Annotated in this window: 7 protein-coding genes and 1 pseudogene; 5 read left to right on the top strand and 3 right to left on the bottom strand. The window is 42.2% G+C overall.

Annotated features, from left to right (window positions below):
- The first annotated feature begins 25 nt into the window (after window positions 1–25).
- The gene (gene flhP, locus FB592_RS02895) at window positions 26–835 is read left to right on the top strand and encodes a flagellar hook-basal body complex protein FlhP (RefSeq protein ID WP_014478212.1); all 810 of its coding nucleotides are present in this window, start codon (window positions 26–28) and stop codon (window positions 833–835) included.
- Window positions 836–857: 22 nt separating this feature from the next.
- Here flhP and rapD read toward each other — a convergent pair whose 3' ends face one another.
- Window positions 858–1922, bottom strand: a complete 1065-nt coding sequence (gene rapD / locus FB592_RS02890) for an aspartate phosphatase RapD (protein ID WP_014478211.1) — start codon at window positions 1920–1922, stop codon at window positions 858–860.
- A 191-nt stretch (window positions 1923–2113) separates the two neighbouring features.
- Between rapD and fabZ the strand changes: the two genes are divergently transcribed.
- Window positions 2114–2539 carry a 3-hydroxyacyl-ACP dehydratase FabZ gene (fabZ, locus tag FB592_RS02885; RefSeq protein ID WP_003221796.1) on the top strand — a complete coding sequence of 142 codons (426 nt, stop codon included), beginning with the start codon at window positions 2114–2116 and terminating at the stop codon, window positions 2537–2539.
- 72 nt (window positions 2540–2611) lie between these two features.
- Window positions 2612–3007 carry a large conductance mechanosensitive channel protein MscL gene (mscL, locus tag FB592_RS02880; protein ID WP_072173813.1) on the top strand — a complete coding sequence of 132 codons (396 nt, stop codon included), beginning with the start codon at window positions 2612–2614 and terminating at the stop codon, window positions 3005–3007.
- Window positions 3008–3053: 46 nt separating this feature from the next.
- Here the strand turns inward: mscL and FB592_RS21005 are convergent, their stop codons facing one another.
- Together FB592_RS21005 and FB592_RS21000 are read right to left on the bottom strand one after the other, a co-directional pair.
- Window positions 3054–4025: a histidine kinase gene (locus tag FB592_RS21005; protein WP_250540157.1), complete on the bottom strand. Its 972-nt coding sequence runs from the start codon at window positions 4023–4025 to the stop codon at window positions 3054–3056.
- Window positions 4026–4202: 177 nt separating this feature from the next.
- A pseudogene (locus tag FB592_RS21000) lies at window positions 4203–5516 on the bottom strand (sensor histidine kinase); the annotation flags it as partial.
- Between the two features lie 806 nt (window positions 5517–6322).
- On the opposite strand from FB592_RS21000, the gene FB592_RS02870 reads away from it, so the two are divergent.
- Both FB592_RS02870 and FB592_RS02865 read left to right on the top strand, forming a co-directional pair.
- Window positions 6323–7399 carry a response regulator gene (locus tag FB592_RS02870; protein WP_044052439.1) on the top strand — a complete coding sequence of 359 codons (1077 nt, stop codon included), beginning with the start codon at window positions 6323–6325 and terminating at the stop codon, window positions 7397–7399.
- A 317-nt stretch (window positions 7400–7716) separates the two neighbouring features.
- Complete coding sequence (locus FB592_RS02865) at window positions 7717–13680, top strand: SpaA isopeptide-forming pilin-related protein (protein ID WP_141949257.1); 5964 nt, start codon at window positions 7717–7719, stop codon at window positions 13678–13680.
- Window positions 13681–13769: the final 89 nt, after the last annotated feature.

Here is a 13769-nt window from a genome sequence, read left to right as displayed (position 1 = left end):
AAGAAAAAAACGGGGGACATAAACTATGCTCAGGTCAATGCTAACGGCATCAACAACCTTAAACCAGCTGCAGCAGCAGATTGACACAATCAGCAGCAACCTTTCAAACAGCAACACAACCGGCTATAAGGCAAAAGATACGAATTTTTCTGAGCTTGTCAGACAGCAATTCGATCAGGTTGATGAAAAAAACGAGGAAGTGGCAAAAGCCCGAAAAACGCCGCCCGGCTTGCGCCTTGGCGTCGGAGCGATGATGAATTCACGCCTAGTCTCTGATCAAGGAAGCATTCAGAAGACCGATCGCGATCTGGATATCGCATTTACGTCTCCATACCAGTATCTTCAGGTAAATGTAAATGGAAACCGCCAGTATACGAGGGACGGGGCGCTGTATGTAACGCCGTCCGCTGCGAATGCCAACCAGCTGCAGCTCGTCACTGGAAATGGGTATCCCGTACTTGATGAGAACGGCAATACAGTGAACATCGACAGCTCAATGAAGAATATCACCATCAATAAGAACGGTACCTTAACCGCATCTGACGGAAACGCGGTTCAGCGGTTTAATCTTGGCGTTGTCCAAGTGAATAACCCTCAAGAGCTGAAATCCGAAGGGAATAACCTTTTCTCTATTGATAATGCGGCAGCTTTTGAAGAGCTGAACGGCGCTAATAGACAAAACATCGGCATGCAGCAGGGCTCACTTGAGATGTCCAATGTCGATATTTCAGAACAAATGACAGATTTGATCACGTCCCAGCGTTCATATCAGCTGAACAGCAGAACGATCACAATGGGAGATCAAATGCTCGGTTTAATCAATTCAGTCAGATAATAAGAAAATGGGCGTTTTTCAATCAGCCGCGCATGATAAAAAAAGCGGCTTTTTCGAAATCGTCCTTTTTTTTGTAGTATTCCGTAATATCTTCTAACAGCACTTCTAAATCCACCCACGCCTCGATTTTTTCTAATTCAAGCACATATTCGAGCAGCTGCTCATAAGGGTCTTCGGCTGATGTGTAGAGGGCTTCAAGCGTTTTTAATTTTAAATAAATGGTTTGAATGTCTACCTTTTCAGATAATTCTTTTCCTTTTTGAAGGACGGCTTTAGCTTCTGTGATGTTCCCTGTTTTAAAAAGCGCTCTGACAGACTCGTACACACAATGAAGATATGAGACTGGTGAATTCATTTCAAATTCTTGATTCTTTAATACTTTTCTAAAGTAAAGAAGCGCTTCCTGGTCTTTTTTCTCGGTCGCTTTTAAAAAGCCAAGGTTATAATAAGCGTGGCATAGCAGGTTTTCGTCATGTAGTTGCTGGGTTTTCTTAATGATTTCTTTGAAAAGCTGTTCAGCTTTTTCATAGCGTTCTTGATCAATATAATTCACGGCGAGCAAAAGTTTACAGGTGATTACCTTTTTGATATAGCCGAATTGGTGCAAATAGATGTGTAATGCTTTTTTGACGTATTGGATGGAAAGCGGCGGTGATTTCATCAAGTAATAGGCGCCGGCGGTTTGATAATATAAATCAGCGGCTTCAAACGTATTTTGAATGGCGGCCAGGTACTGTTCAGCTTTTTTAAAATGATGTACTGCATGTTTCGGAGCTGTTTTTACCATCTCGTATAACCCAGAGAAAAAATACAGATAATATTTCAATTCATCATCCATTTTGTCTTCCAGGCCATATAGGTCATCGAACAATGAATCGAGTCCGTTCTGGTTTTCAAAAAGCAGCTGATGGCGGGCCTGAAACAATTGATAACGCATCCAAAGTTTTGTGTTTTTTTTGATCTTCGGAAGGTGCTGGTCAATTTTCTCTTTCAGTGTGCAAACGTGATTCATTTTGCGTTTGCTCATTGCGGAATACCACTCGTCTAACATGTTTAGCATTCTTTTTTCAATAAACTTCGAAATCATTTTCCTACCTCTTTGCTATTGGTAAAATCTATAATTATCATATCATAACTTTTGACGGCTCTCATTGACAGTTGGTTACATTTTAGCGCAGTTGAAAAAGAGATTAATTCATAATATACTTTTCAAATGTACAGATTGGATCTTTGATGATTGCTATACATACTAATGCAGATGAAGGAGATGTCAAGACAATGCTTGATACTCAGCAAATTAAAGAAATTATTCCTCACCGTTATCCGTTTTTGCTTGTGGATCGGATTACGGAAGTTGAAGAGGGCAAACGGGCAAAAGGCTATAAAAATGTAACCGCTAATGAAGAGTTCTTTAACGGACATTTTCCTCAGTACCCAGTTATGCCCGGCGTATTAATCGTAGAAGCACTCGCTCAAGTCGGAGCTGTTGCGATGTTGATTAAAGAAGAAAACCGCGGCAGACTGGCTTTTTTTGCAGGCATTGATAACTGCCGCTTTAAAAAACAAGTCAAGCCTGGTGACCAGCTTCACCTTGAGGTTGAAATCATTCGTGCCCGCGGCACAATCGGGCGCGGAAAAGGCGTTGCCACAGTTGATGGCGAAGTCGTTTGCGAAGTAGAACTGACTTTTGCCCTCGGAGAATAATTGAAAAAAGGCAGATGGCCAGCGGCACATTTGTCTTTTTTTCTTTACAAATATAGAAAAGCAGGTGATTGTATGTGGAATGAATTTAAAGCCTTTGCCATGCGGGGTAATATCGTAGACCTTGCGATTGGTGTTGTGATAGGCGGCGCTTTCGGAAAGATCGTCACATCTCTAGTAAATGATATCATTATGCCTTTGGTCGGTTTGCTGCTGGGAGGGCTTGACTTTTCAGGCCTGTCGTTTACGTTTGGCGATGCTGTAGTGAAGTATGGAAGCTTTATACAGACGATTGTGAACTTCTTAATTATATCGTTCTCCATTTTTATCGTCATTCGGACTTTGAATGGGTTAAGGCGCAAAAAAGAAGCAGAAGAAGAAGAGGCTGCAGAGGAAGCGGTGGATGCGCAGGAGGAGCTGCTGAAAGAAATCAGAGACCTGCTGAAGCAGCAAGCAAAGTCGCCGGAATAAAAAAGATGCCGTTAGAAACGGCGTCTTTTTTTATCTCAATTTTCGTTTAGGTTCGTTCTGTGTCCTTCAGTTCTTTAGGACTTCCTGTTGTTTCAGCGAGATGAATGAGCATTGAGACAGAGGTGCCTGCATCCGGAATGCTGCTGATCATCAACTCGCTTCCGCAAAAATGTTTCAGCCGCTGATTGATATTTTTCAATCCGACGCTGCGATCGAAATCCGCAGATAAGAGGTCCTTTTGTTTTTCAGGAGTCATCCCGGCACCGTTATCCTCTACATTGATGTAATACTCATTTTTGCTTTGTTTTTTAGCTGTCAGTTTGATCCATCCTCCGCCTCTTTTCTTGCTGACACCGTGGAGAACGGCATTTTCCACCAAGGGCTGAATCATTAAAGGCGGAAGGATAAAGTCAATGTCTTCATCTATATCGAAAAGAACTTCAAGCCGATTACCGAATCGCGTCTTTTCTATAGAAAGATAGGAATTGATAATCGAAAGCTCATGTCTGAAGGAACTGATGGCTGATGTATTTTGAAAGTCAAAACTCATTCTTAAATAGTTGGTAAATTCCTCTGTTACCTCCCGGGCCTTTTCAATATCCAAATGAGTGAGAGAAATAATCGTGTTTAATACATTATAAAGAAAATGAGGCTTGATTTGCGATTGGAGAAATGCCATTTCCATTCTAGTGGCTTGATTTGCTGTATGTTTCATCATGATCAGGTTTTGAATACGCGCCATAAATTCAGAGTAATGATAAGGTTTTTGCAAAATGTCATTCGCTCCGGCATGAAAAGCCTTGTATTTGTCATGGCCGATAATGGCAGCTGTAATGATCAGAACCGGAAGATCAACCATGCTGAATCGTTCGCGAATTTTCATACAGACTTCGAAACCAGTCATATCCGGCATCATCAAGTCCAAAATAACCAAATCAAGCTTCGTGCAAGAGATGATTTCTAATGCTTCCTTTCCGTTCTTCACAGCAATCACATTGTAGGGCACACCTTCAAGCATATCGCTCAAAATTTTTAAACTGTCAATGTTATCATCGACAATCAGGATGGTTGGAGCGTCAATATGCTCAGAGTAATAAGGCGTGCTAAATGAGATATCTGATAGATCTCTCTCGGATTGTAATTCAGGAAGGCGTTTTTTTGTTTCAGATACAGGTTCATTTTGGGCGATCGGCAAGGTGAAATGGAATGCCGAACCTTTTCCTTCTTCCGATTCGACCCAAATGTCTCCGTTATGGAGCTGAACCAGCTGTTTGACAATGCTGAGGCCAAGACCGGCACCATCGTCTTTATTCTTTTCGGCTTGCTGAAAAGACTCAAAGATGGTTTGGCGATCGGCTTCTGAAATGCCGCTTCCTGTATCCGCTACTGTCACTTTGATCATGTTGTCGTTCAGTCTTGAAGCAGAAAGTGTGATTTGGCCCTCTGTTGTATATTTGATTGCATTGTCTACTAAATTGGTTAATATTTGGCGGAAGCGGTTTTCATCTGCGAGCACTAAAGGAAGATCGTCAGGGATATGGTTCATCATATTCAAGTTTTTATGTCTCGATAAAAGATTGTAGAAATTCATTTCCGAACAAACTAAAGTATAAATATCAACAGGAACCGGGTGGATTTGAAGCATGCCCTGCTTTATTTTTTCTAAATCTAGAATGTCATTTACCAGATTGGACAGCCTGTAGCCCATGCGGATGACGAGCTGCATATTTTCTTTCTCTTCTTCTATCGTTCTTTTTCCTTTGCCGGCCAGCAGGGTCTGGCATATATTAATGATGCTGTTCAGCGGTGTTTTGAATTCATGTGATGTTTTGGCGATAAATTCATCCTTTAGCCGGTCAATTCTGAGCAATTTCCACGACAGCACTTCATTTTCACGGAATGCTCCGGCAAATTGCTGCGCCATCAGCAGAACGATCGCCAGTAAAGCGATAACTGTTGGCAGTGAATAAATCGAATTAAAGGAAAAAGCCGTTTTGCCGCTATAAGCTGAAATGGTGGTTAAAATGACAAAAGCACTCATTGATATAGATGCAATAGTAAGATACAGACTTCCTTCCATTTTGCGGATCGCAGCAATCGTAAAAATATATGTAATATAAACCAGAGTCGAGACGGCTAGCACAGAATGTAAGATGTACGAGGTATGGCCGATAAAACCCACGGTTAAAAAATCTGTGACTAAGACCAGCCCGGAAGAAACAGTGGCAATGCGAATAAAACGCTTTGAAACAATCTCTCTGTAAGCAAAAAAGAGATAGAGAAATACCGCAATGCTGACGAGCACTGTAGAGATTGCCCTCAATGAATTTAGCAGTGAAAATGAAATTGACGGAAAGAGGAGAAATATAATCCGCTCTTTTCCGATCATCAGAATAATGAACGAAAACAGAAGACACATAACAGAAAAAAACAACAAATGTTTATCTTTTTTTCTTTGCAGGAAAAAGCCCAGAAAATATAATCCGGTAATGAAAAAAGCTGTAATCATGATTGTATCATTAAGAAAGGAAATTTTATTTTCCCGCACTATTTGCTCCTGGGTGCCAAAAGTAATTGGCTTTGCGATTCCCCATCCCGGCGTTTTTCCGAAGTTCGAAAATTGTACGACAAGTTCATTGTCACCCTTGTGAAGCGTAAAAAAGCTCGTATATGGGCGGTTTTGTGCCGCAAAATCAGGTTTATTTGAAGGGTTGCCGCTTTGGCCAATGAATTGTCCATTAAAATAGATGCGATTGGCACTGTAAATAAACGACGTGCTGATCCCAAAAACCTGATTGTCTTGCTTTGATCTGATGGTCAGCTTATACGTTCCGTAATCCACATTGATACCCTGCTTGGCTAGCTTCACATTGCTGGGGACATCAACGAAGAGAGGATCTTTTCCTTTTGCTGAGGCGATCTCTTTTGGTGACAGAATCTGATTTGGATACAATGTCCATTCTCCGTTCAGCTGTACATTCCCATCCTTCTGAAAATCCCACTTCTCCAGGTTCATGACCCCATGCCTTGCCGCAGGAAGCGTTGTTCCGGAAAAATGGTCAATGGCAATGAAAACCATAAAAAATGCAGCGTAACCGAAAATAATTGAAGTAAAGATGAATTTTTCTTTCATATTATAGCTCCTTTATTCAAGCAGGCTCATTCTAAATTCCTACCTTTTTATAAATATTGTAAGTGCAAAATTTCAAAAACTACAATAGAAAGAAAAAGAATCCAGATAAAGGGGTTATTTGTCATGATATAATAGAAGTTATTTACTGATATCTCGATTTTACATATAGGGTGGGATGTTTTGTGAAAGCGTTAATTGTTGATGATGAGCACTTGGCATTGCTTCATTTTAAGAAAATGCTTGAACGAACAAACGCCTTTCAATCTATTATGGCGTATCAAGATCCAGTTGAAGCCTTAGAGCATCCTGAGACTCCTGCTGTAGATGCGGTGTTTCTTGATATTGAAATGCCGGGGGTAAACGGCATTGAGCTTGCTGAGGCGATTCAATCGATGAATGAAAACATCCAAGTCGTTTTCATCACGGCTTATAATGAGTTTGCTATCAAAGCGTTTGAGCTAAATGCCATTGATTATTTGCTGAAGCCTGTCATATACAAGCGGCTTGAGACAACTGTTGAACGAATCAAAACGAATAATATGCTCAGACAAAATGCAGAAAATACCGAGGCGCATTTTTCCATCCAATGCTTTGGGAGCTTGCAGTTTCATCAAACCTTAAAGGATGTCAAAACAAGCATTCCAGTCAAGTGGAGAACGTCGAAAGCACGTGAAATATACTTATTTTTGCTTCACAATCAAGGCCATGTGGTCAGTAAAGAAATGCTAATCGATCTTTTTTGGCCTCATTACGATGTTTCAAAAGCAAGCACCCAACTTTACTCCACCATTTACCAAATACGAAAATTATTCAGCCAGATCCCTTTCAGCCAAACTATCGAGAAGACTGATACTGGGTATATTCTTCGGCTTTCAGGCGCAAAAATCGATGTTGTCGAATGGGAAAAATCACTAAAAGGGGCGCCGCCGCTCAATACGGCTACATTACATCTGCACATGGATATTTTCATGTCCTATCAAAATCATTACCTAATGGAGCACGGTTATCTTTGGGCAGAACCGGAAAAGACGCGTCTTTCCCAGCTTTGGCTCGGAAAGGCCTATGAACTGATCGATTATCATATTCATGAAATGAACGATCATCAAGCGATGGACATTTGCCTGCAAGCCGAGAAAATTGAGCCATGCGATCATAAAATTATGCAATACAAGCTGCAGCTATTCAACAAAAACGGGAAGGTAGAAGAGGCGATAAAAGAATATCAGCGTTACAAACAAATGAAGGATCAAATTAATTAAAGAACTCCAAACCAGTATGTGTCGATTGCCTTTCGATGCACACTGGTTTTTTTGTGCACTTAAAGGGAAGGCCCTCGCCATATGTCTCCTGGGTGAAACTTCAACTCTCTCCAATTCACTTCAATCTTACATGATTTCTGAGTTGTACAGAAATTGTATAGTTCCATTTCATACAATGTAGTTTGGTTCGGATGGCAAATCTTAGTTTTGAAACTCATTCGGTATTAGCAGTTCTTTTTGGGGAATGAGACATGATGTTATGGTCTCGCGGATCAATCGGCAAGTGAAAGATAGATAAGAAAGGGAGGAATGAAAAGTTGAGAACGAGGAGTTTTCCCTTAGGGCTGAAAAAAAGCGGGCGGATCGTTATGATCATAAGCCTTGCCATCTTTTTCTTCTTCAGCCAGATCGCCAGCTATACTCTTACAGCACAGGCTGTGGACGTAACGTCAAGTGACAGCCAATTCTTCGATTCGGTAACAGTTAAGGACGCCAAGGGCCAGATTGTTGACGGATCAAAAGGAAACAAACCGGCACTAACACCGGGGGACGAAGTGAAACTGACATATGAATGGTCATTGAAAAAAGACAAAAAAGCAGATAGCGAACAGGATATCAATGTGGAGATACCTAAAAGCTTTACATTTGATAAAGGTGCAGAAGGTGAGATCAAATCTGCTGATCAGGTCATCGGCAGCTATCAAGTGCCGGCGGGCAGCAGCACCATGACAGTAAAATTAACAACTGCATCCGCAGATTCTCCTGATGCCAAGGGGACCATTACACTGCCAGCTAAGTTTACTGCAGATGTAAAAGGCGATGAACATACAGCAGCAGCCCTTTTTCAGCTAGGGGGAGGCAAAACCCAGCAGGTGATCATTCCTGTTAAGAAAGAGGAGACACCAGATGCCGAGGCGGAAGAGCCAAAAAACGACTCTTCTGATACTGCGGGTGATCAGGAAGGGAAAGATGACAAACCTGCACCTTCAGTCAGCAAGGATCAAAAAGAGGAAGAACAGCAGCCGTCAGATGACGCTAAGAGCGGCGAAGCCTCTAAGAGTGATGATTCAAAAAAAGTGTCATCCTCAAGTCAATCAGCTTCCAAAAGCTTGCAAACTGAAGAAAAACAAATCACGCAAAATATTTTAACTGGCGTGACGTTGACGGACGAAAACGGAAAGCCATATGACAAGGGCAATCGCGCCAATACGAATTCTCCGGTGAAAATTTCAATTGATTGGGCCATTCCCGACAATTTAGGAAAAACAATCAATGCCGGCGATAAATATGAATTTGATTTGCCTAAAGAATTTATTATGCATAATGACATTGTGAACCTGCCTTTAAGCGCCGGAGACACCACATACGGGACATTTTCTATTGATACGAACGGACATGTGGTAATGACATTTAACGGCGAGGTAAAAGACAGTTCTAATGTCAAAGGCACATTGGTTATCAATACGCAGTTCAACGAGAAAAAAATAACGGGTTCGACAACACAAAAGATCCCATTTCCTGTGAATGCCGATACTCCTGAAACAACAGTTTATTTTAAACCCAATGTGAGTAAAACCATTGATAAATCAGGTGTGCTGGATAAAGGCATCAACCCTGGTAAAGTAACATGGACGGTCGATGTCAATAAAAAGTTGGATCAAGTCAAAAATGCCAAACTCACGGAAAGCCTTCCAGATGGCGTAATCTACCGTTCAGTTAAAGTGTATGAACTCAATGTGAACATTGATGGTTCTGTCAGCAGAGGAAATGAAGTTTCTTCCGGCTACAGTGTTGATTCAAAAGGAAATGTCACATTTGACGGGACAATTGATTCAGCATACCGCCTTGTATACGAAACCGACATTGACAATAGTGCGAAGCCGAGTGAAGGCGGAAATGTAACGCTGACGAACAAGGCGGCATTCAGCGGAGACAACTTGGAACCCATTTCTGCCGAAGCCACTGTTGCAGCCAAATATGGAAGAATGATCGCGAAATCATCGACCGGCTATGATGGAGAATCTCAAACATTCAGCTGGGCTCTTTCATACAATTACGGTGAGAAACAGATCGACCAATCCAAGGCCAGCATTAAAGATGCTTTTGGAACTGGCGATTTGCATCTTGTGAAAGATTCTTTGAAGGTTATTCCTATTACCTTTGGACAGAACGGCAGTGAGCAAGCGGGAACGCCTTTAAAGGAAGGCGAGGACTATACGCTGATCGATAATGGAAGCGGATTTGAAGTCAAATTTAATAAAACCATTACCAGCGCGTACAAAATCACATATCAAACAAAGGTCAACAGCGGAGTGATCATTGATAAATCTACAACATACACCAACAGCGTTGTGACCGGAACAGGGGATTCAAAAGAGGCTTCCGGAATAGCCATTCAGCAAAACCTCATCAAAGGATATTCAAACGTAGATTATGAGAAGAAGACGGCTGATTGGACGATTACAGTTAATAAAAATAAATACTTGATGAACAATTGGACTTTGAATGATCAATTTGAAAGCGGCGGAATGGTTCTGCTTGATGAATCGTTCAAGCTTCAAGACACAACGAACAACAAAACATTGCAGAAAGACAAAGACTACACGTTAATAAAAAAACCGGATCATAAAGGCTTTACTTTGGCATTGATCGGGGATTATGCAAAAACAGACAGTCAATTTAAGATCACTTATACGACAACGTTCAATGCCGATTATTCTAACGAAAGCGTTAAGAATACAGCTCAGTCGACATGGACTGATCAAAACGGCAATGAGCGCACGAATAAGGTATCAAGCGGTTTTACGCCGAATCATCAGACTTCAAATAATGGTTTCAAAAACGGATCATATAACGCGGTTTCAAAGGAAATCACGTGGAAAATCGGCGTCAACTATAACGGCGAGCCGACGAAAAACCCTTATATCAAAGATGCCATAACAGATCCTCAGCAATTTGTGCCGGGTTCCGTTGTCGTTAAGAGTTATACGATCAATAAAAACGGCTCGATCACAGAAGGAGACGCGCTTGATCCTTCCAAGTATGATGTCGAAGAGCCTTCTGCAAAAAATGAACGCACGCTGACGGTACACCTTAAAACAGGCGATTCTGTACCATATCTGATTGAGTTTAAGACATCACTCAAAGGACAGGTCATTGATCAGAATCAGTACACAAACAAGGCAACCTACTATAATGACGGTTATGCAGACCGCACACTGACGGGCTCTGTTTCAGTTACGAACGGAGGAAGTCTGGTTTTCAAAGGCGGTAAACAAAATGGAAGCTATATCGATTGGAACATCAATGTCAACTCCAGCCAATCAACGCTGGATGACGTAAAAGTTACTGATACGCCGGATGAAAATCAAATATTAGATGCGGATTCTTTTAAAGTGTATCAAGCAAAATATGATGAAAACGGAGTGGTCAAAGACAGCAGCGGAAATCTGACTGCGGGAGATGTCGAGCTTCAAAAAGACAAAGACTACACGTTAGACATCAAAACGGACAATACAACAGGTGAACAATCGTTTGTCCTGAAATTCATAGGCAGCTATAAACAAATTGACCGCGCCTATGTGATCAAATACCGGTCACTGATTAACATAGCCGGCACGAACGGCCACGTTAAAAATAAGGTGTCCATTTCAGGAACAAATGTGAAGGAGCAGACTCAAGAAAACAGCAGCTCGATCTTTGTTGCCATTTCAAGCGGCGACGGTTCCGGATCCGGAGAAAAAGGAAGCCTGACGATTTTTAAGACTGGAGAGGACGATAAAGCTCTTGAAGGAGCAGAATTCCAGTTATGGTCTGAGGACTCCAAACAGCTCCTCCGCACTGGTACGACGGATGCCGGCGGGAAGCTTACATTCGGAAATATTCGCTACGGTTCCTATGTATTAAAAGAAGTCAAAGCGCCTGACGGATATACCATCAGTGATGCTTATGCAAAAGGAGTCTCTGTTAAGATAGACAGCAACTCCTCCAAGACAGGAGCGCTGCACAAAGTCATAAATCAACAGAACAAGGTGACGCTTATCAAACAAGACGAACAAAACAATCCTTTGGCGGGTGCTGTTTTCAAGCTGGAGAAAAAATCAAATGACGGCACCTATACTCTCATACGAACAGATATAAAATCTGATAAAAACGGAAAAGTAGAAATGAACGGTTTGCCGGCGGGCTACTATCGCTTGACAGAAACACAAGCTCCTGAAGGCTTTATCGTAAATACAAAAGCGATTCACTTCTCAGTCGCAAAGAATGAAAAGAATCAAGTGTCCGACGTTAATTTAGGGAAAATGACCAACTATCAAGGAAAAGTCTCACTGACGAAGGAAAATGCTGAAGGCCAGAAACTTGAAGGCGCAGTATTCAACATTGTCGATCAAGATGGAAAGGTCGTTCAAGAGAAGCTGACTTCAGATAAAGACGGTAAAATCGAGGCTTCGGGTCTTGCGCCGGGACGCTACGCCTTTGTGGAAATAAAAGCGCCAGCCGGCTATGTGCTGAATACAAAGAAAAAAGAATTTACCATCTCAGAATCTGCAGCAGGAAAGCCTGAAGCCGCAGATGCCGGAATCGCCGTTAACGATAAAGGCTCTGTTGAGCTGACGAAGGAAGATGCCGATGGCCAGAAGCTTGAAGGAGCCGTCTTTAAGATTATCGACAAGGAAGGTAATGCGGTTCAAGAAGGACTGACCTCAGATAAAAATGGGAAAGTCGCAGCTTCAGGCCTTGCACCGGGACACTACGCTTTTGTTGAAACGAAAGCGCCAGCGGGCTATGTGCTGAATACAGAGAAAATTGAGTTTGAGATCTCTGATTCCTCTGAAGGAAAGCCTGAAGCTACAGATGCCGGGATCGCTACTAACCATAAAGGCTCCGTTGAGTTGACGAAGGAAAATGCTGAAGGCAAGAAGCTTGAAGGTGCAGTATTCAATATTGTCGACGAGGAAGGAAATACGGTTCAAGAAGAGCTGACTTCCGATAAAGATGGAAAAGTAAAGGCTTCGGGCCTTGCGCCGGGACGTTACGCCTTTGTTGAAACGAAAGCGCCAGCCGGTTATGTGCTGAACACGGAGAAAATAGAGTTTACCATCTCAGAATTTGCAGCAGGAAAGCCTGAAGCCGCAGATGCCGGGATCGCCGTGAACTATCAAGGATCGGTTCAGCTGATGAAGGAAGATCAAGATGGAAAAGGCTTGGCAGGCGCGGTATTCAAAATCACGGACAGCAATGGGAAAACAGTGAGAGACGATCTAGTCTCAAAAGAAGGCGGCAAAATTGAAGTTGACGGGTTAGCGCCGGGAAGCTATCAATTTATCGAAAAACAGGCGCCAGATGGATATCTTTTATCCGAAAAGCCAGTGTCATTCACCATTAAAGCAGAATATGGCGGCAAACCTGAGCAAGTGAAAGCAACAGCGGTTAATACGAAGAACCTTGTTGTCCTCACCAAAGTGGATCTGCATGATCAGCATAAAGTTCTGCAAGGTGCGGAGTTCAATTTGACAGATGCCAACGGCAAAGTGCTGAAGTCCGGTTTGGTTACCGATGACGAAGGACAAATCACGGTGCACGGCCTTAAAGCTGGCGAATATCAGTTTGTTGAAATAAAAGCGCCTAAAGATTATGAGTTGGACCAAACTCCTATATCGTTCAAGATCACAAACACAGACACGAAAACAGTCGAAATCACCGCGGAAAACATATTGGCACCAGGTGACGTAAATGTGAAAAAAGTGGATCAAGACGATAAAAATACCGTTTTGGAGGGCGCTGAATTCAAGTTATTGGACGAAAGCGGCAAGCCTGTAAAAACTGACGGGTATGGAAAAGAGCTTTCTGAACTCTGGAAAACAGATCAAAATGGGCAGTTCACTGTAAAAGGCCTTGCGCCGGGAAGCTACCAATTGATTGAAACGAAGGCTCCCGAAGGTTATAAACTTGACGAAACACCGATTGAATTCACAATTGAAAAAGGACAGTCAAAAGCTGTTGAGATCGTAGTTTCTAATCAAAAAGTGAAAACACCAGCGCCTGATAAACATGATCATCCTGATAAACCTGCACCGGGTGGAAATGGAAAAGATGATGGAGATCATCCGAATACCAATGGTACAGATGGCAGCTCGGATGGTCAGTCGAACACAGACAAAACCCTTCCAAAAACCGGAGATACAGACAGCATGCTGACAGCAATGATCGGTATCATGCTGCTTATGGCAGGCGGAGGCTTAGCTGTTGCCTCAAGAAAGAAACAAAGAAAAGGATAAAGTTGAAGGCACCTGATCATCGAAGAATCGATCAGGTGCTTTTTTGAAAAGTGAAAGTGACACGGAGCGTTTTTAGAAGGATGCATAAG

Source organism: Bacillus sp. SJZ110 (genome assembly GCF_006715455.1).
Taxonomy (GTDB): domain Bacteria; phylum Bacillota; class Bacilli; order Bacillales; family Bacillaceae; genus Bacillus; species Bacillus subtilis.
Note: the sequence above shows the minus strand (reverse complement) of the source record. Positions and strands in the feature narration are given on the sequence as shown.

Coding starts and splice junctions, on each gene's coding strand:
- FB592_RS21005 (WP_250540157.1), bottom strand. CDS start 4,025: ATGCTTGAAGGTGTGCCCTACAATGTGATTGCTGTGAAGAACGGAAAG.
- rapD (WP_014478211.1), bottom strand. CDS start 1,922: ATGATTTCGAAGTTTATTGAAAAAAGAATGCTAAACATGTTAGACGAG.
- fabZ (WP_003221796.1), top strand. CDS start 2,114: ATGCTTGATACTCAGCAAATTAAAGAAATTATTCCTCACCGTTATCCG.
- mscL (WP_072173813.1), top strand. CDS start 2,612: ATGTGGAATGAATTTAAAGCCTTTGCCATGCGGGGTAATATCGTAGAC.
- flhP (WP_014478212.1), top strand. CDS start 26: ATGCTCAGGTCAATGCTAACGGCATCAACAACCTTAAACCAGCTGCAG.